Origin of the sequence: Streptomyces melanosporofaciens, from assembly GCF_900105695.1 — a bacterium.
GTDB lineage: Bacteria > Actinomycetota > Actinomycetes > Streptomycetales > Streptomycetaceae > Streptomyces > Streptomyces antimycoticus.
Map to the genome: position 1 here is coordinate 4,156,526 of NZ_FNST01000002.1, position 24,730 is coordinate 4,181,255.

Sequence of the window (24,730 nt, forward strand, 5' to 3'; positions counted from 1 at the left end):
CGGCGGCCCGGATCGTGGCCGCCGAGCGGAGGGCGTCAGTCCGTGGCGCCCGCGACCGACTTCTGGCCGGCCGCGCCCTGCTCGGGCTCCGACAGTGCGGCACTCGCTGAACCCGACCCGTCGTCATCCGAGTTGAGCGAGGCGAGGATGGCATCGCGCTCCGGGGTGTCCTCCGGCTTGATGTAGCCGACGACGATGAAGAGCACGAGCGAGACCGCGAGCGGGACGGAGATCTGGTACTCCAGGTTCACGCCTCCGTCGATCGCGTCGTTGATCGGGTAGTTGACCAGGTAGAAGGCGACCAGTCCGAGCGCCCAGCTGACCAGCGCCGCCGTCGGCCCCGATTTGCGGAAGGCGCGCAGCATGCCCAGCATCAGCGGGATCGCGATCGGCCCCATCAACCCGGCGACCCACTTGATCACCACGGTGATGATGTCGCCGAAGAAGTCCGAGTTGACCTGGGTGGCGATGGCCATGGACAGGGCGAGGAAGAGCAGCGTGGTGTAGCGGGCCGCGAGCAACCCGGTGCGGGAGGACCATTCCCGGACGGACTTGAAGATCGCGGGCATGATGTCCCGCGTCACCACCGCCGCGATCGCGTTGGCGTCCGAGGAACACATCGCCATGGTGTGCGAGAAGAAGCCGACGATCACCAGCCCCAGCAGACCGTGCGGCAGCAGATGTTCGGCCATCTGGGCGTAGGAGTCGGCGGGCTTGTCCGTCTTGATGATCAGGGGCGCGACCCACATGGGGAAGAACAGGACCAGCGGCCATACGAACCACAGGATGGCCGACAGGCGGGCCGAGCGCTTGGCGGAGTGGGCGCTGTCGGTCGCCATGTAGCGCTGCGCCTGGTTCCACATGCCGCCGTTGTACTCGAAGGTCTTGATGAAGAGGTAGGCCAGCAGGAAGATCAAGGTGTACGGGCCGACGGTGGGCTCGTGGTGGCTGCTGGGGAGGTCGTCCCAGACGGTCCAGAAGGTGGAGAAGCCGTCCAGCTCGTTGAGCACCGCGATCAGCATCGCGATGCCCGCGATGAACTGGATGATGAACTGGCCGAGTTCGGTGAGCGCGTCGGCCCACAGCCCGCCCACGGTGCAGTAGATGGCGGTGACCACGCCCGTGATCAGGATGCCCTGGTTGAGCGAGACGCCGGTGAAGATGGACAACAGGGTGGCGATGGCCGCCCACTTGGCGCCCACGTCGACGATCTTCAACAGCACCCCGGACCAGGCCAGCGCCTGCTGGGTGGGGAGGTTGTAGCGGTTCTTCAGGTATTCGAGCGGTGAGGCCACCTTCAGCTTGCTGCGCACCCGGTTGAGGCGCGGAGCGAAGAGGTTGGCGCCGATCGCGATGCCGATGGCGATCGGGAAGGACCAGGTGACATAGGAAGTGATGCCGTATTGATAGGCGATGGCCGCGTATCCCGTGAACATCACCGCGCTGTAGCCGGACATGTGGTGCGAGATGCCGGACAGCCACCAGGGCATCTTGCCGCCGGCCGTGAAGAAGTCGCTGACGTTGTCCACACGCTTGTGCGACCAGAGGCCGATGCCGACCATGACACCGAAGTAGCCGATCAGTACAACCCAGTCGAGACTGTTCATGTCCCCTCCAGGGGTCCGCCATATGAACGGGAGCGCACTTCGCCGCGACGTTCGTCATGGGCGGTTCCCCCGAGCGGGAGCGGGGTACTTCCGGGATTGAACCGCTCGTTCGGGTGACCGGTCAAGGGTTCTAAGGGTCACGAGTGTGAACACAGATCAGAAAGAAGAACGAATTTACTCTTTCTTGACCTGACGGGGCGTTGTCGTTCGCATGCTCGTGAACCCACGATGAGCGGGCACTTCGTCAGACGCACGCCCACCGATCGATGGGTCGTACGGGAGCGGGATCCCGAAAGGCCGGACAGGAGTCGCGCTAACGCATCAGCTCACCGGCGTTCACCAGCAGCGACTGTCCGGTGATCGCCCGGGCCCGGTCGGAGGCCAGGAACACCGCGGCCTCCGCCACATCCCCGTCCGTCGCCAGTTCGGGCAGGGCCATCGCGTCCGTGAGCCGGGCCAGCACCTCGGCCTCGCTCACCCCTTCGGTCTGTGCCGTGAAGGCCACATACGCGCGCACCGGCGGCCCCCACATCCAGCCGGGCTGCACGGTGTTGACCCGTATCCGATGCGGACCCAGCTCGCGCGCGAGCGCGTACATGGTGGAGGTCAGCGCGCCCTTGGAGGCGGCGTACGCGGTCTGGCGCACCTTGGTGGGGGCGGCGGAGGACGACTGGGTGCCGATCAGCACGACCGAGCCGCCGTTCCGTTTGAGCGCGGGCAGGCAGGCGCGGGTCATCCGCAGCGTCCCGAAGAGATTGACGTCCACCACTTTGGCCCAGGACGTGAAGTCGGCGTCCTCCAGCCCGCCGAAGTGGCTGTCCAACGCGGCCACATGGACGACGGCGTCGATCCGGCCGAATCGGTCCAGGGCGAGCGCGGCGAGGGCCTCGCACTGCTCCTCGTCCGCGATGTCGGTCGGCCGCCAGGCGGTGTGCTCACCGCCCGGATCGACCTCCTCCGCCACCTTCGGCAGCCGCTCCTCGGTCCGCGCCCCCATCACCACCCGCGCCCCGTCCCGGACGCACGCGGCCACCACCCGGGCCCCCAGCCCGGGCCCGACCCCGGAGACGACGACGGTCTTGCCCTGCAGCGGCATGGCGGCACCTCCCGTGTCTGGCGTCGCGTCAGGTTAGGGGTGCGGCGCGCAGATGGCCAGAGCGCGGCAGCGGTCCGGCTCGGGCGGAAGGCCACTCCCGGCCGTGCGGCCGCCGTCCGATTCCGCGCACTTGATGCCGACAGCCCTCTCCCCAACTGACGTTACGTCAGCTAAACCTGGGGGGCATGACAAGCGACGCGTACGCGGAACTGGCCTCCGTCGGCCCGTACGGAGTGCGCCCGGGGCATGCCCTGATCACGATGGTCGAGCCGCATCCGGGTCATGAGTACGCCTACAACCGCTGGTACGAGGACGACCACTTCATCGCGGGCGCGATGGCCATGCCGTGGATCTACGCGGGCCGCCGCTGGGTCGCCACCCGTGAACTGCAACTGCTGCGCTATCCGGAGAAGTCGGCGATCGCCCGGCCGGTGACCGCCGGCTGCTATCTCTCCGTCTACTGGCTCACCGAGGGGCGCTACGCGGACCATATGCGGTGGACGGTCGGGATCAACAAGCGGCTGCTCCGGGACGGGCGGGTCTACCAGGACCGTACGCATGTCTTCACGGCCTTCCAGGACCACGAGGCCACCGTCTACCGGGACGGGGCCGCCGGTCCGCGCGACCACCACGCGCTGGACCACCCCTATGCCGGGCTGGCGCTGGAGGTGATCGAGACCGAGAGCCCGGAGCAGCGGGAGGAACTGCTCGGGTGGCTCCGATCCAGACATCTGCCGCGTCGGCTCGCGGGCTCGCCCGCCGCGATGGTCACGGTCTTCCGGCCGACCCCGCTGCCCTCGGACCGAATGGCGTATGTGAAGCAGGTCGAGGGGGTCGACACCCGGCTGACCCTGCTCTGGTTCCTGCAGTCCGATCCGCGGGAATGCTGGGAGCGCTGTTTCACCGGTCTCGACGGCGAGGTGGCCGATGCCGGTCTCGGCCGGGTGGAATTCATGGCGCCGTTCATTCCGACGATTCCCGGTACAGACCAATACGTGGCAGAACTCCGCTGAAGCGGCGGCACCGGAATGCGCCGGAAACGCCTGGAGCCCTCTCGGCAGGGACGGCGACCGGTCGAGAGGGCTCGGGTACAGGCTTGCGGCCCTGCGCCGCCGACCGCGCTACCGCGGCCGGGTGTCAGGTAGATCAGCCGAGGTCGAAGGCGCCACGGCTGACGTCGGACACAAAGGCCGACCACGATGCGGGGGCGAAGCTGAGCGTCGGTCCCTGGGGGTCCTTGGAATCGCGCACGGCGATCTCGCTGGTGACCGGGGAGGAGATTTCCACGCAAGCGCCGTTTCCGGCCGAGTACGAGGATTTCACCCACATGCTCGTCTTTCCCTGCTGAATGGACACGAGTGCTCCGATGCTTTTTGTTGATGAGACCCGCCCCCGTTTGGAGGCGTCACCGACGTTACTCGGCAACATCGTCTGGAAAGCGGGCCATTCACTCGACCGGATGGCATATTCCCGTGGCCCCTTCCGCAGCACGGTGCGGAGGTGTATCTTCCGCCCCTCATCTCTCGCACCGGAGCGTTCCCGTCCCGCGTCAGTCCGCCGGGGCGGCCTTGCCCTCCTCCTGGTGCCGGCGGGCGTGTTCCTGGGCCATCTCGGTGATGAACTGGCGGCTCTGATCCGCGTTCAGCGCCTGGGCCCGCAGATGCTCGTACATCATGCTGTAGCTCTGCACATCGCTGAGCTTCTCCAGATACAGGTCGCTGGTCACGCCCTCCAGATAGACGACGCTGGTGTCCGACTCGTCCGAGAACTCCAGGATGGTGAACTGCCCGCTCATCCCCGGATGCGACCCCATGTCGAACGGAAGCGCCTGGACCGTCACATGGGGCTCGTGGCTCATCCGGACCAGGTAGTCGAGCTGATCGCTCATGATCTTCGAGTTGCCGACCACCCGGCGCATCGCCGCCTCGTCAACGACCGCCCACAGCCGCAGCGGGGCCAGCGGATCGGTGATCCGCTCCTGGCGCCGGAGCCGGACCTGGACCCGCTGGGCGATCTGGTCCTGTGGGGCCTCCGGGAGGGCGCCGCTGATCACCGCCTCCGCGTAATCCGGTGTCTGCAAGAGACCGGGGAGCACCTGGGGTTCATAGACCCGCAGGGACGCCGCATCTGTCTCGAAACCGATGTAGACGCTGTACGGCACATCGCCGAAGGCGTTCCACCAACCCTGCTGGCGCGACTCCTTCGCCATTTGCATCAGGGAATCGACCAGCGCCTTGTCCTCCACCTTGTAGGTGCGGCACAGATCGCGCACATCGCGCTGGCTGATGCTGCGGCGCCCGTTCTCCAGTCGGCTGATCTTCGACTGGGAGACCATCAGCTCCTCCGCCACCTCCTCCGCCGTCATGCCCTTCTCCTGGCGGAGTCTGCGCAGCTCCTGGCCCAACCGGCGTCGCCGGACAGTGGGGCCGACGTTCGATGTCACAGGACGTGCACCTCCGGCTTCGTACTGCTGATTTCTGCTGTTCAGCAGCCTGCCACTACCGGACGGGGGCGCGCTGGGAAATGGCCGCACAAAGGCGGCCGCACCACGGTGGACGAACGCGCGCGCGGGGCGGTGGGACGGCCGGTCGTCCAAAACGGCCGTCCCACCACCCCGCGCGCTTCAGCGGCTCCCGAACCGGGTCAGTGGGGACTGCGGTGCGGTCGGTGGAGCGTGAGTGGTGCTCGGTGCCGCCCGGAGCCGGGCGGTGGCGCTCCGCCCCGGACGGTGCCGGGAACGGTCTCCGCCGCCCCGCTGACGGGCTGCTGGTGCGTTCGACGGGCTGGTTGTACGTGGTGGTGCGGTAGTGCCCCGAAGGAGCCTCAGCGCGCTCCGACGCGGGCCATGCTCCCGCGGCGGGACGGCTGGGCCGGAACGCCGGCCGCGGGCTCCGCCGCGGCGCCTGTTCCCGCCTGTCGGCCCGGGGCCGGTGCGCGCCGTGGCTGCGCCGCGACACCGTTCTGCACGTCCATCACGGCGTGCGCCACGAGACCGCCCATCGGGTCGTGCCGGATCAGATCCCGGAGCCTGGAGCGCGAGGAGCGCCCCTCGTTCCCGGGATACAGATGCTTGCCGAGTCCGACCGCGTGGGCCAGGGCGGCGAGCGCGGCGGTCCGCGGGTCCGGCGGTACGCCGGTGCGGATCGCGCTGTCCAGCCGGTTCCTGATCTCCCGGCTGATCGCCGTGTCCGTCGCCTGGTAGCGCGTCGTCGGCAGTACGCCACACATCTGGCCGGCCACGGCATGCACCATGCCGCAACGCTCCAGGTGCGTGAGGTACGTCTGGCGCAGCCCCAGCCGGGGCCCGCCGATCCAGTGGACCGCGCGCACCGGGCTGCCGCGTCGGCGCAGCAACTCCAATGCGGAGTCCAGAGTCGGATCTCCGGTCGGCCGTGGCAGCACCACGGCGATACGATCCCCGTCAGGGGCTATCCGTCCGGCCAGGGCCAGCTCCACTAGCTGTGCCCCGGCAAGACCCAGGTCGAGCGACTGCGGCTGCGCCGTGGTACCCGTGGTCGGGTCCAAAGCGAGCAGCAGAAGCTCCTCCGGAATTGTTCTGCGGCTCCTGCCCATCCATGCCTCCCCGCGTGGATGAATGACAGGGTGACCCCTCTCACATTGGTCTGTCGAGAGTGCCTGGGGGGTTTGGGTGGGAACCAGTAGGTATGTCTTTCTCGTCTAGCGGGTGGGCGGGCACCTGAGGACGCTCTCCGGCTGTGGCGTTGCGCCATCGCATGCCGGACGCACAGGACACTGGTAGAGCTTGGGCTGCGGGACGTGACGCCACGGGGCGTAGGGCGGCCCGCGACACATATCGAGGAGGCATCGGTGGCGGGCGAGTCCCCCGGCAGGTCGGATCAGCAGAAGTCGTCGGGGGAGACGGCTAGGGGAGAAAGCGATCCGCGGCTCGCGATCTCGCGCGAAGCGGAGGCGGCCCAGGGCTCGACGGCGGTCGCCGTCGTGTCCGACGACCTCCGGTCGGGTTCCGGTGAGCCGCAGTCGGCTTCCGGCGATCCCGATGTGACCTCCGAGGCGGCCTCCGGGACGAGGGCCGAAGCGGAGGCTGAAGCGGAACCGAAGGCACCGGCTGCCGACGGGGACGATGCAAAGGTTTCTGGTGTTCGCGATGGTGAACGGGGCGAAGGTTCCGGGACGTCGGAGGCGAAGGACGAGCCGGAGGCGGATTCCGGTGCGCCGGATGAATCACCCAAGGGGGATGCGCCCGAGGCGGACGTGGAGCCGGAAGCGGACGCGGATGACGCGGAGGGTGCCGGTGGCGCCGACGCCGACGTAGAGGCTGAGGGTGCCTCCGAGGCCGAGGCCGATGCCGAGACCGAGGCGGACGAGGACGGCGGCGAGTCGTCGGAGCCGTCCGTGGATCAGCGGACTGCCGTCTTCCGCACGGTGAAGCCCAAGGCGGGCGCCGACGCGACGGCTGAAGATGCGTCCGAGGCCGAAGCCGCGACCGAGGGTGACGAGGACGGCGACGAGCCGTCGAAGCCGTCGGTCGATCAGCGCACGGCCGTCTTCCGTACGGTCAAGCCCAAGGCGGACGGCGACGCCAAGGCCGAGGACAAGGACAAGGACAAGGACAAGCACAAGGACAAGAAGGAGACGGCCGAGAAGGACGAGCCCAAGGGCGCGTCCGGGAAGGCCGCCGCGTCCGACGCGGACGACAACGCCTCCGACAAGCCGGTCGACCGCCCGACGGCCGCCTTCGGCGTGCTCCCGGAGAAGTCCGGAAAGGACGGCAAGAAGGGCGTCGACCAGCCGACCACCGCCTTCAAGGCGGTCAGCCCCCCGGCTGACAAGAAGACGTCCGAGAAGGCGTCCGAGGTCAAGACGTCCAAGGCCAAGGCGTCCGACGCCGAGTCGGACAACGAGCGGACCAGCAAGTTCGTACCACTGCGGTCCCCCGACGACCCGGCCCCGTCGAAGCCCTCCACCGCGCCCACCGCGTCCGCCGCGCCGTCGGCCCCCGCCGCCCCGCCGGCCGGCGTGCCCGAGGCCGAGCGGACCAGGCAACAGCCGCTGCCGCCGATGACCTCGGACGGCAAGCAGCCCGCGCCGCTCGACCTGCTGGCGCAGCTGACCAATACGCCGCCCAAGCCCGAGACGCCGATGCGGACGGCGGTGCGCCGGGTCAAGATCTGGACGCCGCTGGCCGCGCTGCTCGTGATCATCCTGGGCGTCGTCCAGGCGCTGCGGCCGCTGCCGGAGCCGTCGCTGAAGCTCACCGCCGACTCCTCCTACCGCTTCGGCGGCGGCGAGCTGTCCCTGCCGTGGCCCGACCAGGGGCAGTCGGCCGCGGAGGTCGAGGGCGTGGGCAGCCTGGGCACCTCCGGGGCGCAGAAGCCCGTGCCGATCGCCAGCGTCACCAAGGTCATGACGGCCTATGTGGTGCTCAGGGACCATCCGCTGAAGGGCGACGCGCAGGGCCCGAAGATCACGATCGACGCGCAGGCGGCCGAGGAGGCCAAGTCCGCCGACGAGTCGCGGGCGGAGGTCAAGGAGGGGCAGACCTTCACCCAGCATCAGCTGCTCCAGCTGCTGCTGATCAACTCCAGCAACAACATCGCCCGGCTGCTCGCCCGCTGGGACGCCGGGTCGCTCGACGCGTTCGTGAAGAAGATGAACGACGCGGCCGAGGGCCTGGGGATGAAACAGACCACCTACACCGACCCCAGCGGTCTGAAGGAGTCCACCAAGTCCACCGCGGCCGACCAGCTCAAGCTGGCGAAGGCGGCGATGCAGTCCGAGGCGTTCCGGGCGGTCGTGGCGACGCCCAACACCGACATCCCGGGGCTCGACGACCGGATCTACAACAACAACAATCTGCTGGTGAAGCCGGGCGTGATCGGTATCAAGACCGGTTCGTCCACCCCGGCCGGCGGTGCGCTGATGTGGGGCGCCGTGCGGACGATCGACGGCAAGAAGCAGCGGATCCTCGGCGTCGTCCTCGAACAGCGTGCGACCACCACGCTGGACGCCAGCCTCCAGCTCGCCCAGACCAACAGCTACAAGCTGATCAGCACCCTGCAGGACGCCCTCACCTCGGCCACCGTCATCAAGAAGGGCGATGTGGTCGGCCAGATCGACGACGGGCTCGGCGGCACCACGCCGGTCGTCGCCACCAAGGATCTGAAGGCGGTCGGCTGGTCCGGTCTGGGGGTCGACATCAAGATCGGCGACGGCGGTAAGAAGGTGCCGCACTCGGCCAAGGCGGGCACGGTCGTCGGCGAGGTGACCGTGGGCACGGGCCCCGGACAGCTCACCGCGCCGGTGGCCCTGCAGGATGACCTGTCCGAGCCGTCCTTCGGCGCGAAACTGACCCGTATCGGCTGACCCATCGGGGAAGTGGGTTCAAGGGACAAGCGGAGCGGCCCCGGCGCGAAACGCCGCCGGGGCCCGACGCGGTTCGGGGCCGTCGGCGCGTGCTAGCGTCGATGGGTCCCCGGCCTGGACCCGCCGCATGCGAACCGGAGCGATCCGGTGCGGGGTTGAGGACGATGGGGCAGACCTCGGGGGAAGACGGGGAGAGCCGCAGTGACCACCGTGGATCCGACACGGGCCGATGAAAGCGGGGGCTCGGAGGAGAGCACCGCCGCACGAATACGCGTACCCACGCAGCGCTGGCCGGACGAGCCGACGGGCCCGGCCGAGGCGGAGCGTGAGAGCGGCCGGGCCGCTTCCGGCGGGCTGCTCCAGCGCGCCCGGACGGCCCTGCGCCATCCTGTGTGCGCCTCGCTGGCCGCCGCCGCGCTGCTGCATCTGCTGTGGGTGGCGCTGCTGGCGAACAGCGGCGGTGACCTCGCCGCGCAGGACGCCTGGGCGGAGTTCGCCCTCCAGCATCCGGACTCGGCGTACAACCTGGCCTGGTACGGCGGGATGCACCCGGTCTCGTACAGCGTCATCTCGCCCTATCTGATGGCGGTCCTCGGCGTCCGCTCGACGATGGTGATCGCGGGGACGCTGTCCGCCGGGCTGCTCGCGCTGCTGCTGGTGCGCAGCCGTGCCGTGCGGCGGCCGTTGTGGCCCGCGCTCTACGGCGCGTTCGCGCTGACCTGCAACGCCATCTCGGGCCGGGTGACCTTCGGGCTCGGCGCGATGTTCGGGCTCGCGGCGGTGGCCGTGATCTTCGCCTGGCCGCGCAGGTGGCGGTCCCGGCACTGGCACCACAAAACCGGACGATTCATACTGGCCGCCCTGCTGGCCGCGCTGTCGACCATGTCCAGCCCGGTGGCCGGCCTGTTCGTGGGCGTCGTGGCCGCCGGTCTGTGGCTGACCAAGCGGCGGCCCGCCGCGTACGCGCTGGGGGTCACGCCCGCGCTGGTGGTCGGCCTGTCGGCGTGGCTGTTCCCGTTCTCCGGTGAGCAGCCGATGGGCATCGGGTCGGTGATCCTGCCGTTCATCACCGGCGCCGCCGTGCTGATGTGCGTGCCGCGCACCTGGTCGACGGTGCGGGTCGGGGCCGGGCTCTACTGCTTCGGGGTGGTGCTCACCTGGGTGATTCCCTCCCAGATCGGCACCAATATCTCCCGCCTCGGCATGATCTTCGGTGGGGTGGTGCTGATCGCCGTGCTGCCCGCCCTGCGCAAGCCGCCGCGCGCCGAGCTGCGCTCCACGCCCGCGGGCCGCCGCTGGACCGTGCTGGTGCTGGCGCTCGCGACCGTCACGGTGTGGCAGGGGGTCAAGACCGCCGACGATGTCATCCACACCACCCCCTCGGCGTCCTGGGCCCGTGAGCTGGCGCCGTTGGTCGACCGGCTCAAGCGGGAGAAGGCCGACCGGGGCCGGGTCGAGGTGGTTCCGGTGCGCAGCCACCGCGAGTCCTCCGCGCTCGCCCCGTACGTCAATCTGGCGCGCGGCTGGAACCGCCAGCGCGACCTCGACCGGAACCCGATCTTCTACGGCGAGGACACCCTGACCCCGGCCAGCTACCACGAATGGCTCAAGCGCTGGGCGGTGCACTATGTGGTGCTGCCCGCGGACGACCCGGACACCGCGGCGGAGCAGGAGGCCAAGCTGCTCGGCACCGAGCTGCCGTATCTGCGCCAGGTCTGGTCGGACGCCAACTGGAAGCTGTACGAGGTCAAGGACCCGACGCAGATCGCCGACCCGCCCGCCACCGTGCAGCGCGCGGGCGCCGACCAGCTGGTGCTGTCGGTCCGCTCCAAGGGCCCGGTGCTCATCCGCATCCCGTACTCGCCGTGGCTGGGTCTGGTGGACAACGACGGGCACAGCGTCCGGGCCCCGAAGGGGGAGGACGACGAGCTGCCGGTCAACCGCGAGGGCTGCCTCACCAAGCAGACCGAGGGCGGTGAGGAGGGCCAGCCGGAGGACGAGTGGACGGTGCTGCACGCCCCCCGGGCCGGTGTCTACCGGATAACGGGCAAGTACCAGCTGCCGCGGGGCACGCCCTGCCCGGACGAGATGGTGCCGTGAGCCCGCTCAGCCGCAGACCGTAGACAGCCAGGGCTGGTCGGGGGCGCGGCGCAGGCTCTGGCGCACCTTCTCCAGGCTGCGCAGCAGCCCGTCCGGTGGCCTGGTGGTGTCGCTGAGGTAGGTCAGTGCGGCGCGCTGGAAGGCGAGCCGCATCCGGGTGGGCATGGCGTCGGAGGCGTCCAGGCACAGCGAGGCCGAGTCCCGGAGGGTCTCCGCGATCTTCCGGTCCACCGTGTCGTCGCCCTGGGCGTCGAGCGGGACGCCGGGGTTGGCGAAGAACGGGTGGGTGCTCTTGGTGGCGGTCTGCCGGCCCCAGGTCCGCTGGGCGTCGGCCGAGACCAGATAGCGCATCAGCTTCTGTGCCTGCGGGGTGTCACGGAACATCGCGGCGAAGTCCCCCGACACCTCGCGGGCGGTGGAGCCGCGGTCGGCATCGGGGAGCAGGCTGCGGGAGAAGGTGAAGTCCGCCTTGTCCGGTCGGGGGTAGCCGCTGCGGATGAACGACCCCTGGTGCTCCAGTGCGCACGGCGGGTCCGCGTTGAACAGCTTGCTCCCGGCCTCGCGGAAGTCGGTGGTCAGCGCGGTGCGCGCGGTGTCCCTGCCGAAGAGCGACCCCCAGCTCTCCCAGGCCCGCTTCACCCGCGGGTCCGTCCACGGCAGCCCGCCGGTGGCCCATGCCTGGTAGACGGATCTGCCCTGCTGCTGGAGCAGCAGATCCTCGATCCAGTCGGTGCCGGGCCAGCCGGAGGTGGCGTCGTCGCCCATGCCGACGCACCACTGGCGGCCGTCGGCGGCGAGGTCGGGCAGCGTGTCCGGGCGGCGGTCGTGGTCGTACCACACGATGCTCTTCAGATCGGCCTTGACCGCGATGCCGTAGACCGGCCCGTCGGCGCTCAGCCGGGGCGTCCACAGCCGCCCGTACGCCTTGCGCTCCTGGCTCGGGAGCACTCCGTCCAGCGGGGTCAGCTGGCGCTGGCGGGCGTAGGCGGCCAGCTCGCCCGAGCTGGGCAGCACGGCGATATCGGGTGGCGTTCCGGAGCCGACCTCCGAGGACAGCACCTCGCGCAGCGCGGTGGTGCCCTGGTAGTCGACATGGATGCCGGTGCGCCGGGTGAACGTGTCCAGCAGGTGCCGGAACGCCTCGCCCTCGGCGCCGGTCCACGACGCGAGCACGCTGACGCTGCCGCGCGACTGCCAGCCGCTCGTATCGCCGGCGCCCACGACACACAGCAGCACCATCCACAGCCCGAGGACCGTGGCCGTGGCCTGACCGGACCGCTTCGCCGCGCTCATCGGGACTGGAACCGGTACTCGTCGATACGCGGCTGCAGACCGACCAGGATCAGCGCGGCCAGCACGGCGCCGCCCACGGGTATCCAGCCGACCGCACCGGCCTGCCAGTGCGCGTTCCGCATCGTCCTCGCCACCTTTCTGGCGGTGGGGCCGCCGGTGTGGCCGATGCCCGGTTGGGTCAGGCTGGCCCCGGCCGACTCCAGCCGGTCCTGGGTCTGATACGTGAAGGCGGCCAGCGGCAGCAGCGCGATGAGCAGCGCGGTCGCCGCCGCCAGCCAGGGATTGACCAGTCGGCGGAAGCGGTGCCGCAGGAAGCGCTGGGTGTGCACCAGCAGCGCCGCCAGCGTGAGGAACAGCCCGGGCACCAGCAGCCACCAGGCGAACGTCAGCAGCCAGCCGAAGGAGGTCTGGTCGTCGAGCACGTCGAACTGCCGCTGCTGCACCGCCTTCAGGCGGTCGAGGATGCCGCTGTGGCCATGCCGCAGTATCGAGTCGGCATACCCCAGATAGGCATCCCGGAGCGTGGCGTTGTCGCGGTTCGCGTACGCCTGCTCGACGGTGTCGCCGTAGGACGTCACCAGCGCCGCGGTGGTGCGCAGCGACCCGCGCGCCGACTCGCCCCCGATGGTGCTCTTGGACACCTGGGCCAGGCTCTGCTTGGCCGTGGAGAGCTGGTTGCGGTACTCCTCGCTGAGCCCCTCGAACTCCGCGGTGGGGCTCGAGATGCTGCGCTTCGCGTCGTCGTAGGAGGCGTTCAGCGCGTCGATGGAGGCGGCGACCTGCAGTATCGCCGGGGTGGACCGGTCGGTCACCGCCGCGGAGTTGCGGCTGACGCCGTAGTACGCGGCCAGCAGCGTGGTCACGGCGACCGCCGTGACCACCAGCAGGGCGATCAGCCGGCGGACCAGGAAGGCACGGGTGCCGCTCATGTCGCGCCGCCCGGTTCGGCGCCCAGCGGAGTGTCGCCCGCTTCGGCACCCAGCGGAGTGTCGCACTGCTGGCAGAACTCGGCGGTGGCGGGCGACCGGCGCCCGCAGGCCGGGCAGATGACATCCGCGGCGGGCGGCGCGGCGGCCCTCGGCCGCTCCACCCCCATGAAGTGGACGCTCTCCTCCGACACGATGATCGCCGAGTTGAGGTCCAGCGGCCGGATGGGCTCGCGGATCCGCACCTCGCCGGTGGCGGCGTCGACGATGTGGACCAGCCCGCTCAGCCGGGTCAGCATCTTCTCGCTGCCGAGCTGATGGGCGAGCTGGACGGCCCGCCCCCACTGGCGGCGGGCCCGCTCCCGGTCGCCCGCCTCGTAGGCGTCACAGCCCGCGGTGATGGCGTGGCCCAGCTCGGAGTCGGCGTCGTAGTGGGCCAGCCGGGGGTCGATCCGGGACGACAGCAGCACATCGTCCGTCCACTGGACCAGCAGGGACTCCGGCTCGGGCGGCGGCAGCGCGGTGTCGCCCTCCACCGCCAGCTCCACGGTGGCCAGCTCGACGTCCTCGCCCGCCGGATCGCCCCGCGGATCGGCGAGCACGGACACCTGGTACTCGCGGGTCTCGTCGCCCCACGCCTTGGTGGTCCACTCCCAGGTGCGCTCATCGGGGCGGACGCCCTCGTCGGTGACGTCCACCCGGGTGGGGTGCACCTGCTTGACGAAGCCGACCCGGCTGCCCGCCCGGGTGCGGATCCGGATCCGCACCCCGGCCAGCGCCTTGGCCATCGAGGCGGAGACCATCTCCTCGAACTCGGCGGCCAGCGCGGCGTCCTCCAGGACCGCATCGGCCCTGCCGTGCAGCCGGCGCGCGATCCGCTTCAGCTCGGTGGCGTCCCAGCCGTCGCCGATCCCGCGTGCGTCACAGGTGAAATGCGGGGCGCAGGCGTCCAGCACCTTGTCCAGATAGCCGGGCGGGTCGTGTTCATTACGGCCGTCGGTGAGCAGCAGGGTGTGCTGGATCGCGGCGGGCTGCCGCAGATGGAGCCGGCGGGCGAGATCCAGCCAGGAGCCGATCGCGGTGCCGCCGACCGCGGGCAGCCGGGCCGCGACCCGGGCGGCGGCGGCCTTGGTGTCGGGCCCCGCGACCGCCATGCCGCCGGTGAACGGATAGACGACCTGGGCCTGTTCGGTGCCCTCGACGATCGCGAAACGGGTGCCGTCGCGGAGTATGCCGACCGCGGAGGCGGTGGCCCGCCGCGCCGCCGCGATCTTCGTCGGTGGCCAGCTCATCGACATCGAGCAGTCGATGACGATGACCTCCGAGGCGGCGGTAAGGGCCGCCGCCGGGCCCAGGCCGCGGGCCCGCACGCTGACGATGGCGTGCATCTCGGTGCGGCCCGCGGAGGCGGGGAGGTACTTGTTCTGGTGCACCCGCAGGGTGAGGGCCGGACCCCCGTCCGCGCCCTCCGGGCCCGGGGCGTGTTGTCGCTCTCTGCGGTCCTCGTTCATCTGATCCCCCTGTCAGACGTCAGACGCGGGTCACGGGCCTGATGGCGTTCGCGTGGTCGATCAGCGCACCGAGCGCCTCGGGGCTGTCCGCCTGCCGGGCCAGCCGGCGCAGGGTCAGCTCCAATTCGGCGCGCAGCGCGCTTTCGTCCTCCCACTCTCCATACACCAGCGACGGGGGTTCGGTTCCCCTCCGAAGCGCTTCGGCCGCCGCGGCGGCACGCCCCCTCCGCACCCAGCGCCGGGAACGGGCGCGCCCAGCGGGCTCACCCCTCCGCTCCCCGGCACCGGACTGCCGCTCCGCCCAGTCCAGCGTCACCTCCAGCGACTCCGCGGTCAGCCGGTCGCGGGCCGGGCCGGACTCCCGCCCCTCGTCCAGATACAGCCGCGGCAGCCGGGTGCGCACCTCCGCCAGATCCTCGGCTGTCGGCAGGGCGTCCGGGTGCCCCAGCCGCCCCGACAGCACCCGCACGATGGCGATCCGCGCGGCGTCGTAGTGGCGGGAGACCTTCGGCACCCCGCCGAGGATGTCCACCGCGCCGCCCCGGTCGCCCGCCGCGAGCCGGAGCCGGGCCAGCCCGAACGCGGCGCTGCCCTGCGAGCGGTTGCGCTGCCACACCGCCTCGTAGAACCGCTTGGCGGCCTCGTGGTCGCCCAGGTGCTCGGCGCAGTAGCCCAGCGCCAGCTTGGGTGCGTACTCCCCGGGCAGGGCGCTGTAGACCTCGTCGAACTCCCGCCGGGCGTCGGCCACCGCGCCGTCCGCCAGCCGCAGCAGGGCGCGGTGCCAGGACAGCCGCCAGTCGTACGGGGCGGCCGAGCCGATCAGCTCCACGGCGATCGCCAACTCCTGCGCTGCCGCCTCCCGTTCGCCCAGCTCCAGATAGGCGCGGCAGGTGCGCAGCCGGATCTCGGCGGAGGGGCGGGGGAAGGCGTGCAACTGCTCGATCAGCCGCCGGGGCCCGCTGTCGGTCGGCACGCCCAGCAGCGCCGCGCCGGGATCCGCCGCGTCCGGGAACGGCACCGGCAGCCCGGACGGCACCTGCTCGGGGCGGGGCAGCCCGGACGCCAGCAGCGGACGCGGCTCCCCGTCCAGCCAGCGCTCCAGGTCCGGGATCCGGCCCAGCGAGGAGTCCAGCAGCGCCGAGGTCGGGGCGAAGAGCGTGGACGGCTGCGGCTGCTCCCGGCGCAGCCGCAGCGAGTGGATCTCCCGCAGCACGCCCCACAGCTGCTCGGACATCTCCGCGGCCGACCCGAACCGCCGCTCCGGGTCGGCCGCGGTGGCGCGGGCCAGCACCCGGCGGTAGGACTCGGCGCCCAGGCCCGGCGGCCGCTGCGCCTGCCGGGTGGCCTTGTCGGAGAGCTCTTCGAGCGTCCTGCCGACCCCGAAGAGGTCATGGCGCTCGGTGAGGGCCGAGGCGCCCCGGGTCAGCACCTCGGGGGCGGCGAACGCCTCGGTGATCACGGGCGGCCCGCCGTCCCGCTGGCCCACCCGCCGCACCGCGCCGAGGTCGATCACCTTGACCCGGTCCTCGTAGTGCATCACGTTGCTCGGCTTGAGATCGCAGTACAGCAGCTTCTCGCCGTGCAGATAGCCCACCGCGCGCAGCACCAGACAGCCGTAGGCCAGGATGTGCTCGTACAGCCGCGGCCCGTCGTACGGCCTCACCGCGTCCGCGATGTGGTCCTTGATCTGGGCGAGGGTCATCCCGCCGACGAACTCCATCACGATGTAGCCCGCCAGCGCGCCGTCCCGGGGGTCGGGCTGGGTGACGTAGTTGATGATCCGGACGATGCCGGGGTGGTCGAGCATGGTCAGATAGCGGCGCTCCTCGACCGCCGTCCGCAGGGCCGCCTCGTCCTCGTTGTTGATCAGGCCCTTGATGGCCACGGGCTGGTCGTCAAGCTGGGTGTCCTCGGCGAGATAGACCCAGCCGAGCCCGCCGTACCCCACGCAGCCGATCACCCGGTACTGATCGCCCAGCAGATTTCCGGGGCTGAGCCGCGGGGCGAAGTCGAACGGATGGCGGCAGCGCGGGCAGTAGCCCCTGGAGAGCGCGGGCTGCCCGCCGTAGGGCGCGCCCACGATCTCCTCGCACCCCTCCCAGCCGCAGGTCTGGCCGCGCGAGGGGGGATGCGGATCGTCCATCACCAGGTCGCGCAGCGAGGGCAGTTCAACCCGGGGCAGGGCCAGCGGATCCTCGCCCGCCGGCCTTACGGTGAACTTCCGCGCCACATCGCGGCGGCGGGCGCGGGCCGTGGTCGCGGTGGACTCGGACGTCAGCGCTTCGCCGGGCCGGGTGGGCGGGAGAGTCCGCGCCTGGGTGGGCGGAGAAGTGCGCGCCTGGGCGGGGAGGGGAGTGGGCTCGGGAGCGGTGGGCAGGGCCCTGCGGCCGCACTCCGTGCAGAACCCCGGGCGTTGATCCGGCCCAGGCCCTCGCCGCGGCAGTCCGGGCGATTGCAGTGCGGACGATCGCTGTCCGGGCCATCGCTGTCCGGACGATTGCCGCCCGTACGACTGCGGTCCGCACGACCGCCGTTCGGACGATTGCCGTCCGTCATGGCGCCTCCCCTCCGGCGGTGTGTGCACGGCGGCCACGAACCGGTCGACGGCGCGGCGGGCCTCCGGCAGATCACAGGGCACCGCGGCCAGCAGCCGCACCGCGGCGCGGTGCAGCGGAATCAGCTCCGCCCGCTCGGATTCGGCCTTGCTCCCGAGCATCGCCGTGTACGACACCAGCTGCCACTTCAGCTCCTGGACCGCGGGCTGCTGGGCCTCGATCACCCGCAGTGTCTCCTCGGCCCGCTCGGCGACCGTCCGGACCGTGTGCTCGAACGCGGCCAGCTTGGCGACGATGCGGTGGGAGCGCAGCTCGGGGTCGGAGCGCAGCCGGGTCAGATTGATCCGTAAGGCCGTCGCGTCCTCGGCGTCCGACAGGGACGAGCGGCGCGCCCCGCGCTCGGCCGCCTCGTGCTCGCGGTCGGCGGCGAGGGCCACCCGCCCGGCGAGCTCGTCCAGCCAGCCGTCGATCCGGGCCGCCTCGGGGCGGAACAGCCGCTCGGCCAGGCGCAGTCCACGGGAGTGGGGGTCGCGGAAGACCAGCATCAGCCGGCCGCCCCGGTCGGCGAGCAGCTTCATGAAGCCGACCAGCGCCTCCGGATCGCGGGCGCGGTCCACGCCGACGGCCACGATGGTGAGCGGCACCGCGTTGGCCCGGACCCGGCTGAGCGGGGAGGTGTCGCCGGGCGAGCGCAGATCCATCCGGTCCGCGACCCGCAGCGCGACCTCGGTGTCGGTGCGCCCGGTGACGTCGATGGCCAGGTCCACACTGCCCAGCGGCGGTACGGTGCCGTGCGGCGCGGCGGAGACCGCCTCGTCCGGGCCGCCGCCCGACAACTCGCGGTCGGCGAGTGTGATGGCGCGGCTGAGCGCCTCGTACCGCGCGTGGTCGTCGTCCTCGATGACCACGGTCTCCACGTCCGCGATGTCCGGGCGCCCGGTGAGGGGCTCCCGGCGCAGCCATACGGCGAGCCGCTGGGCGAAGCCGATGTCCTGGACGCCGGTGGTCAACTGGGAGACCAGCGGCCGGTCCACCCCGGGGTCGCCCCGTAACCAGCGGTGGACCACCGGCAGATGGCGCACGATCGTCTCCACCGGGATCATGTAGGAGACGCTGAGGCGCTTGGCGGAGGGGACGCCGACAGGGTCGTCGTACCGGCTGACGACCATGCCGATCACATGCCGGGTCGCCTCGTCCTCCACCCCGGCGCCGCTGAAGCCCTTACGGACCACATCCCGGGGCGACTTGGGGTCGAGCCCCACCCACTCCGCCCGGGGGCCGACCCGCCCGGCGGTCTTCGCGCGCAGATAGTGGCCGTTGTCGAGCCCCTTGGGGAAGCCGCCCATCCACACCGGGCGGCCGAGCACCGGCGGCAGCCGGTAGAGCGGCGCGGCGTGCTCGGCGGGCTGCGGCCGGCTCAGCCGCAGCAGCGCCACATCGCCGCATCCGTCGGAGCGCTGGGGCACCCAGCAGCCGTCGGCGACGCGTGCGGGGACCGGTGCGGCGTCGGGCACCTCGACCAGGTCGACCAGCACCTCGGTGGCGGGCACCGGGAGCCCGTCGTCGGGGATCACATGGGCGCACGTCAGCACCGTCTCGCTGCCCAGAAGGATTCCGGCGCCCAGGACGCCACCGGCCGAACTCCGGATCCTTACCCGCCAAGTGCCCCCGCTGGAGGTCTCATCGGCGGTAATGCCCATTTCCGCCCCCATGTGGCAAGAGCATACGCCCGGGAGGTACGGAAGTGACCCGTCCGTCCGATGGGTCACGGGAACGGGTGAGGGGTGGGACCGGGCCCGGAAAGGGGCGTGCCGGGACGGCGCGGAGCGGGATGGCAGGCCGGGCGCGTGCGGCGCCCGGCCCGGCCCATCCCGCACGCCCGGCCATTCGGGTGACGTGGCGTCACCCTTCTTGTGGCGCGCTACGTCGGATGGATTACTGAAAGTGTGCGGTGGAACCCCCGCCGTTGTCTTTCGGCGCTGGGGCGCCGCGTCCTCGCCGGAGCCGGGCGCCAGGCGTACCGCGAGGAGGACCGGGCGGGTGCCCCAACGCCCGCGGTCGCGCACCGGATATCCGTGAGCGCGAGCGGGTCCAGCCCGCCCGGTCCCGTCCACCTCGATGCCCCGCACCTCGGCTCACTTCGGCTCACTTCGGCTCCACCTCGGCTCACCTCAGGAGGGACTACGCCACGCCCATCTCACCCAGTCAGGGATCGTCCGCCGGTGGCCAGACCGTCACCATCACCGGCACCAATCTCGCCGGTGCGACGGCCGTGCGCTTCGGCGGCAACGCCGGGACCACCGTCACGCTCTTCGGCAGCGGTCTCACCACGACCAGCACGGTGCTGTTCGACACCACACCCACCTCCTTCACCGTCGTCTCCGACACCTGGGTCACCGCCATCGCCCCGTCCGGGGCCGCCGGCCCGGTGAACGTGCGAGTCACCACGCCCGGCGGCACCAGCAACAGCCTCGTCTACACCCGGGTGGGGGCGCCCGGAATCTAGCGGTGCCTAGGCGTGCGGTTCGCGCGCCGCCCCGGCGCGCAGCGGCCGGTCGGCGCACGGCCGGGACCACCACACCCCCTCGCCGTGCGTCAGCCGGGGCAGGACATGCTCGAAACCGTGCACCCGGCGGACCGGGATCTCGCCCCGGAGCAGCCAACCCGTGGCACCGTCCACGCTCTCTCCGATGTCCGCCTCGGCGGCGGCGAGGTGGGCGGTGACCGCGGCGAGCGTCTCGGGCGGGAGCTCCAGCTCGAAGGCGTGGTACGGCTCGTACACCCGCCACCCCGCCCGCTCCAGCGCCTCCTCGAGCACCACCGGGGTGACGTCGCGGAAGTCCGCCGCGGTGCTCACCGGGCCGAGGAACCCGGAGCGGACGAGGACGACCCGGCAGTCCGTCACCGAGCGTCCCCGGGGGCCGTGGAACAGCGTGTGGTACACGGTCTCCTCGATCGCGTGGTGGAACGCGCGGGCAGCGCGCCCAGTTCGGTCTCGTAGTCGAAGACCGCCCCGGCGCCGCGCGCGGTGGGCTCGACGCGCAGCCCGACAGTGGCCCACGGCCCGGTATGGCCGGAACGGGCGATCTCACGACCGGCCTCGCCCACCCCCGAGGGGCGCTCGACGAGCACGGGACGGCTCGGTTCGAACTCCGCCTCGACGCCGTAGTCCTGGACCAGCGTGGCCGCGATGATCTCCTTCTGCACCTCGCCGTACAGCAGCACCGAGGTGGCCCCGCCCGGCATCGCCCGCGCGTGGATCAGCGGATCCTGGTCGGCCAGGTCGAGCAGGGCGGTGTGCAGCCGGGACGCGGCGGCGGCGCCGGGCTCGCGGGCGTGGACGAGGGTCTGGAGGGTGGGCGCGGCGAAGTGCGGCCGGTCCGACGGGACGTCGCGGACGGGCCCGAGCCGGTCGCCGACCCGGACCCCGGGCAGCCCCTTGATCCGCGCGATGTTCCCGGCGGTCAGCGGCCCCCGCGCGGCCCCCGCCACGCCCACGACCTCCAGCGCGGTGATCTGCCCGGTGTACTCGGTCAGCGCGCCGCCGGGCTCGCGGCGGTGCAGCGTCACCCGCTGCCGCAAGGCCACCTCACCGGAGAACAGCCGCAGATACGCCGTACGGCCGCCCCGGGCACCGCTGCCGCCGGTCCGGCCGCCTCCGCCGGTCCGGCCGTCGCCACCCCGGGCGCCGCCACCGCCGCGCTCCACGGCGAAGACCGTGCCCCGCGGCTCCGCCCCGCCCGGCGCGGGCGGCACCAGCCGCGCGACCCCCTCGACCAGCGCCTCGACGCCCTGACCGCTGAGCGCCGAGCCGAAGAAGACCGGATGCACCAGCCCCTCCGCCGTACGGGCCGCCAGCGCGGCCCACACCTCCTCGGCCGAGGGGAGCGGACCGTCCACGACCCGCGCGAGCATCGCGTCATCGAGCTCGGCCAGCACCTCGGCCGCCTCGGTGCGCATCCCCGGATCGTCGAGGGAGCGCGAGCGGACGTGCGCGTTCCGCGTGCCCAGCTCCCGTACCGCCGTCAGCGGGAGGAGATGCGGCGCCAGGGTGCGCCGGACATCGGCGAGCAGTCCCGCGTCGCGGGCGCCCGCCCGGTCGATCTTGTTGATGAAGAGCAGCACCGGAAGCCGCAGCCGCCGCAGCGTCTTCATCAGCACCCGGGTCTGCGCCTGGACGCCCTCGACGGCGGACAGCACGAGCACCGCGCCGTCGAGCACCCCGAGGGCGCGTTCGACCTCGGCGATGAAGTCGGAGTGGCCGGGGGTGTCGATCAGGTTGAGCTGGGTGTCCCCGGCGGTGAGGGACGCGACCGCGGTCCGCACGGTGATACCGCGCTGCCGCTCGATCTCGCCGGTGTCGGTCTGGGTGTCCCCGGCGTCGACGCTGCCGAGCCGGTCGATCACCCCGGCGTCGTAGAGCAGCCGCTCGGTGAGGCTGGTCTTACCGGCGTCGACATGGGCGAGCACGCCGATGTTGAGGGTCCGGGAGACCCGTGGAGAGCTGGGCATGGATGCTGAAGTCCTCGAAGACGGTCGTCCGGTAGGGGCGCTGAGTCGTTCCGAGGAATCGGCGCATCTGTTGCTCCTGTGCTCCTGCTCGTAGCGGTGAGGTCCCGGACATCGTGGACACGGGGGCGGACGGAGGCAACCGAATTACGGGCGCGTGAGGACTGGAACACACGTTCCCGTCGATACTCGTGAGCCGCTTGCGTAGCGTGGTCGGTGTGCAGCTTCGGTATCGCTTCCGCCTGTATCCGAGTGCTGGTCAGCGCGCGGTGTTGGCGCGGGCGTTCGGGTGCGCGCGGGTGGTCTGCAACGACGCGCTTCGGGCTCGGAAGACCGCCCGTGAGAAGGGGCTGCCCTTCCCGAAGGCCGGTGAGTTATCGAAGCGGCTTATCACCGAGGCGAAGCGCACGCCCGAGCGGGTCCGGCTCGGCGAGGTGTCCGCTGTCGTCCTCCAGCAATCGTTGCGAGATCTGGATGCTTTTCCGGCTTGGCGTAATGGACCAGCGCGGCACCGACGGCAGCGTGCGGGACCACCTGAGAACCTGGCGGTGAACGGTCTCGCCCGTACGCGTCTGGCCAAGTCGGTGCGCGACGCTGGACGGTCGGCGTGGAGCGCAGGTAGGACCAGGATCTCCAATCCCGGCGCAGCGCGGCGAAGCGGGAACCCACCCGAAACCAGAGCCGACACCGGCGCGGTAGGCGGGGACGCCGCACTCCACGGCGGCGTGGATGTCAATGGCAGGTCATGGACCCCAGCCCCGGCTGGGCGCTGATCCACTACGACCCGGACTCCGCCCAGCCGGGCGCCGTGCAGACCAAGTACTACGTGCTCGCCCAGTTCACCCGGCATATCCGCCCCGGGATGCGGATCCTGGACGCCGGCTCGGGGTCGACCCACACCTCGGGCACCGGCGATCTGTACACCGCGCGCCGGGACACGGCGCTGGACGGCAAGCGGCTGAGCGTTCCGTTCGCCGAGAACTCGGTGCAGACGTTCCAGATCGACGGGGTGGTGGAGTAGGGCGGGGGTCTCACGCCGCCAGGTGGCGGACGATGCGGCGCAGCTGCTCCTCCCACCGCTCCTGGAATTCCTGCGAGCTCGGATCGATGCCGAAGATCTGGCGGACGGCGTGCGGCATCGTGGCGGGTGCGGAGACCACGGCGTAGCACATCAGCAGCACGGCGGCCGGGTCGAGGTCGTCCGCCAGCTCGCCCGCGGCCTGCCGGCGCCGGATGTCGGTCAGGTCCTCGGGATGCTCGTCCGCCGCCTCCTCGCCGGTCAGCCCGCGCCAGACGGCCAGCCGGATGGCGCGGGGGTCGTCGAACGCTTCCCGGAGGTAGCGGACGATCAGCTCCTCGAAGGGGACCCCGGGGTCGTTGAAGGTCGCCTCGCGCGCCAGCCACTCGCGGGTGAGCTCCTGGTAGAGGCCCTCCTTGCCGCCGAAGTAGTAGGCGATCAGCTGCTTGTTGAGGCCCGCCCGGTCCGCGATGTCCTGGACGCGGGCGCCCGCGAACCCCTTCTCGGAGAACACGTCCCTGGCCGCCTCCATCAGCAGCCGCCGGGAGCGCTCCGGGCACTGCTTGCGCTCCTCGGGGGTGGGGGCGCGACGGGGCCTCTTGGGCGTCCCCTGCATGGTCGTCATCTCCTCTTCCTCGGCCCGGACAGGCTAGCCGGGGGTTCCCGACAGGCTCTCATCTAATCGTTTGACATCGTCATCCGTTTGGATGAACCTGACTGCGGTGATGTACCCATCGCAGGACACGCGAGGAGATTGATCATGTTCGTGGTGACCGGAGCCACCGGAAACGTCGGCGGTTATGTGGTGAAGGAGCTGGCCGACGCGGGCGCCGAGGTGCTCGCGCTCACCCGCGACCCCGAGGCGGCCCGGCTGCCGAAGGGCGTGCGGGCGGCCCGCACCGAGGAGATGCCCCTGGACGGTGCCACGGCGCTGTTCCTCAACCCCGCGGTGGTCTGGCAGGTCGGCTCCGAGAAGATCCTGGAGCGGGCCAAGGAGAGCGGCGTACGGCGGATCGTGATGCTCTCCTCGTCCTCCGTCCTGGAGGACCTCGATCCGCACACCAACCCGATCGGCGTCCGCCACCGTGCGCTGGAGGACGAGGTCGAGGCCACGGGGCTGGAGTGGACGTTCGTCCGCCCGGGCGGCTTCGCCGCGAACTCCCTGCAGTGGGTGGGCCAGATCAAGGCCGGCGACGTGGTGTACGGGCCGTACGCCGGGGCGCAGATGGCCGCCATCCACGAGGCCGACATGGGCGCGGTCGCCGCCCGTGCGCTGCTCGCCGACGACCTGGTCGGCCAGACGCCCGAGCTGACCGGACCCGAGTCGCTGAGCTTCGCCGACCAGGTGCGCATCATCGGTGAGGTCGTCGGGCGGCCGCTGCGGTACGAGGAGATCCCGCCCGAGGCGGCGCGGGAGCGGATGGTCGGCGACTTCCTCACGCCGGAGATGGCGGATTCGCTGCTGCGCGTCTTCGCGGGGTTGGTGGACCGGCCGCAGGAGGTCTCGCCGGAGGTGGAGCGCATCACGGGGCGTCCCGGGCGGACGTTCGCGCAGTGGGTGGAGGACCACGTGGCCGACTTCCGCTGACCGGGGTTGCGCCTGCGGCGGGCCTTCCCCTACCCGCCCCTTCCCACAACCGGGGCTCCGCCCCGGACCCCGCTCCTCAAACGCCGGAGGGGCTGATGTCGGCTCCGGTGTCCCGGACCCCGCCGCTCAAGCGCCGGAGGGGCTGATTTCAGCCCGTCCGGCGTTTGAGGACACGCCCGAAG

At 71.4% G+C, this 24,730-nt stretch carries 15 protein-coding genes and 3 pseudogenes; 7 read left to right on the plus strand and 11 right to left on the minus strand.

Going from position 1 to position 24,730, the window contains the following annotated elements; all coding sequences use genetic code 11:
• Positions 1–35 precede the first annotated feature (35 nt).
• Positions 36–1,607 carry a sodium:solute symporter family protein gene (locus BLV72_RS20630; RefSeq protein WP_093464001.1) on the minus strand — a complete coding sequence of 524 codons (1,572 nt, stop codon included), beginning with the start codon at positions 1,605–1,607 and terminating at the stop codon, positions 36–38.
• A gap of 313 nt (positions 1,608–1,920) precedes the next feature.
• Positions 1,921–2,703 carry an SDR family oxidoreductase gene (locus BLV72_RS20635; RefSeq protein WP_093464002.1) on the minus strand — a complete coding sequence of 261 codons (783 nt, stop codon included), beginning with the start codon at positions 2,701–2,703 and terminating at the stop codon, positions 1,921–1,923.
• 185 nt (positions 2,704–2,888) lie between these two features.
• On the opposite strand from BLV72_RS20635, the gene BLV72_RS20640 reads away from it, so the two are divergent.
• Complete coding sequence (locus tag BLV72_RS20640; protein ID WP_093464004.1) at positions 2,889–3,716, plus strand: hypothetical protein; 828 nt, start codon at positions 2,889–2,891, stop codon at positions 3,714–3,716.
• Between the two features lie 133 nt (positions 3,717–3,849).
• Here BLV72_RS20640 and BLV72_RS20645 read toward each other — a convergent pair whose 3' ends face one another.
• The 3 genes from BLV72_RS20645 to BLV72_RS20655 form a co-directional block, all read right to left on the minus strand.
• On the minus strand, positions 3,850–4,059 hold the full coding sequence (locus BLV72_RS20645) for a DUF397 domain-containing protein (RefSeq protein WP_059148857.1): 210 nt from the start codon (positions 4,057–4,059) through the stop codon (positions 3,850–3,852).
• Between the two features lie 193 nt (positions 4,060–4,252).
• Complete coding sequence (locus BLV72_RS20650) at positions 4,253–5,146, minus strand: helix-turn-helix domain-containing protein (RefSeq protein WP_093464005.1); 894 nt, start codon at positions 5,144–5,146, stop codon at positions 4,253–4,255.
• A 380-nt stretch (positions 5,147–5,526) separates the two neighbouring features.
• The gene (locus BLV72_RS20655; protein ID WP_093464007.1) at positions 5,527–6,276 is read right to left on the minus strand and encodes a GOLPH3/VPS74 family protein; all 750 of its coding nucleotides are present in this window, start codon (positions 6,274–6,276) and stop codon (positions 5,527–5,529) included.
• 255 nt (positions 6,277–6,531) lie between these two features.
• On the opposite strand from BLV72_RS20655, the gene BLV72_RS20660 reads away from it, so the two are divergent.
• Positions 6,532–9,048 (plus strand): D-alanyl-D-alanine carboxypeptidase family protein, encoded by a 2,517-nt coding sequence (locus BLV72_RS20660; RefSeq protein WP_093464008.1) that lies wholly within the window; start codon positions 6,532–6,534, stop codon positions 9,046–9,048.
• Positions 9,049–9,249: 201 nt separating this feature from the next.
• Complete coding sequence (locus BLV72_RS20665) at positions 9,250–11,148, plus strand: MFS transporter (protein ID WP_093464009.1); 1,899 nt, start codon at positions 9,250–9,252, stop codon at positions 11,146–11,148.
• Positions 11,149–11,154: 6 nt separating this feature from the next.
• Here BLV72_RS20665 and BLV72_RS20670 read toward each other — a convergent pair whose 3' ends face one another.
• From BLV72_RS20670 to BLV72_RS49980, 4 genes are read right to left on the minus strand one after another with little or no spacing between them, the layout of a single operon-like run.
• Positions 11,155–12,441, minus strand: coding sequence for an ABC transporter substrate-binding protein (locus BLV72_RS20670; protein ID WP_093464010.1), 1,287 nt, complete (start codon positions 12,439–12,441; stop codon positions 11,155–11,157).
• Positions 12,438–13,370 (minus strand): hypothetical protein, encoded by a 933-nt coding sequence (locus BLV72_RS20675; RefSeq protein ID WP_093464011.1) that lies wholly within the window; start codon positions 13,368–13,370, stop codon positions 12,438–12,440. Before BLV72_RS20675 ends, BLV72_RS20670 begins: the two co-directional genes overlap by 4 nt.
• Positions 13,367–14,878: a VWA domain-containing protein gene (locus BLV72_RS20680; RefSeq protein WP_093464012.1), complete on the minus strand. Its 1,512-nt coding sequence runs from the start codon at positions 14,876–14,878 to the stop codon at positions 13,367–13,369. The genes BLV72_RS20675 and BLV72_RS20680 overlap by 4 nt, the downstream gene beginning before the upstream one ends.
• A 19-nt stretch (positions 14,879–14,897) precedes the next feature.
• Positions 14,898–19,145 (minus strand): tetratricopeptide repeat protein, encoded by a 4,248-nt coding sequence (locus tag BLV72_RS49980; RefSeq protein WP_244320880.1) that lies wholly within the window; start codon positions 19,143–19,145, stop codon positions 14,898–14,900.
• A gap of 239 nt (positions 19,146–19,384) precedes the next feature.
• Between BLV72_RS49980 and BLV72_RS51085 the strand changes: the two genes are divergently transcribed.
• Positions 19,385–19,939, plus strand: a complete 555-nt coding sequence (locus tag BLV72_RS51085; protein ID WP_093464014.1) for an IPT/TIG domain-containing protein — start codon at positions 19,385–19,387, stop codon at positions 19,937–19,939.
• A gap of 6 nt (positions 19,940–19,945) precedes the next feature.
• On the opposite strand, the pseudogene BLV72_RS20700 reads toward BLV72_RS51085, so the two are convergent.
• Positions 19,946–21,945 (minus strand): annotated as a pseudogene (locus BLV72_RS20700) (GTP-binding protein).
• Between the two features lie 215 nt (positions 21,946–22,160).
• Here BLV72_RS20700 and BLV72_RS20705 point away from each other — a divergent pair.
• Together BLV72_RS20705 and BLV72_RS20710 are read left to right on the plus strand one after the other, a co-directional pair.
• A pseudogene (locus BLV72_RS20705) lies at positions 22,161–22,478 on the plus strand (helix-turn-helix domain-containing protein); the annotation flags it as partial.
• Between the two features lie 200 nt (positions 22,479–22,678).
• A pseudogene (locus BLV72_RS20710) lies at positions 22,679–22,963 on the plus strand (beta-1,6-galactanase); the annotation flags it as partial.
• A 10-nt stretch (positions 22,964–22,973) separates the two neighbouring features.
• Here the strand turns inward: BLV72_RS20710 and BLV72_RS20715 are convergent.
• Complete coding sequence (locus BLV72_RS20715) at positions 22,974–23,585, minus strand: TetR/AcrR family transcriptional regulator (RefSeq protein WP_244320882.1); 612 nt, start codon at positions 23,583–23,585, stop codon at positions 22,974–22,976.
• 135 nt (positions 23,586–23,720) lie between these two features.
• Between BLV72_RS20715 and BLV72_RS20720 the strand changes: the two genes are divergently transcribed.
• Entirely contained in the window at positions 23,721–24,548 is an 828-nt protein-coding gene (locus tag BLV72_RS20720) for an NAD(P)H-binding protein (RefSeq protein ID WP_093464015.1), read from the plus strand.
• Positions 24,549–24,730 lie beyond the last annotated feature (182 nt).

What these genes read in the sequence shown, in the direction of transcription:
- BLV72_RS20640 (WP_093464004.1), top strand. Translation starts at nt 2,889, where the DNA reads ATGACAAGCGACGCGTACGCGGAACTGGCCTCCGTCGGCCCGTACGGA.
- BLV72_RS20670 (WP_093464010.1), bottom strand. Translation starts at nt 12,441, where the DNA reads ATGAGCGCGGCGAAGCGGTCCGGTCAGGCCACGGCCACGGTCCTCGGG.
- BLV72_RS20675 (WP_093464011.1), bottom strand. Translation starts at nt 13,370, where the DNA reads ATGAGCGGCACCCGTGCCTTCCTGGTCCGCCGGCTGATCGCCCTGCTG.
- BLV72_RS49980 (WP_244320880.1), bottom strand. Translation starts at nt 19,145, where the DNA reads ATGGGGGCGGAAATGGGCATTACCGCCGATGAGACCTCCAGCGGGGGC.
- BLV72_RS20630 (WP_093464001.1), bottom strand. Translation starts at nt 1,607, where the DNA reads ATGAACAGTCTCGACTGGGTTGTACTGATCGGCTACTTCGGTGTCATG.
- BLV72_RS20720 (WP_093464015.1), top strand. Translation starts at nt 23,721, where the DNA reads ATGTTCGTGGTGACCGGAGCCACCGGAAACGTCGGCGGTTATGTGGTG.
- BLV72_RS20635 (WP_093464002.1), bottom strand. Translation starts at nt 2,703, where the DNA reads ATGCCGCTGCAGGGCAAGACCGTCGTCGTCTCCGGGGTCGGGCCCGGG.
- BLV72_RS20680 (WP_093464012.1), bottom strand. Translation starts at nt 14,878, where the DNA reads ATGAACGAGGACCGCAGAGAGCGACAACACGCCCCGGGCCCGGAGGGC.
- BLV72_RS20715 (WP_244320882.1), bottom strand. Translation starts at nt 23,585, where the DNA reads ATGACGACCATGCAGGGGACGCCCAAGAGGCCCCGTCGCGCCCCCACC.
- BLV72_RS20655 (WP_093464007.1), bottom strand. Translation starts at nt 6,276, where the DNA reads ATGGGCAGGAGCCGCAGAACAATTCCGGAGGAGCTTCTGCTGCTCGCT.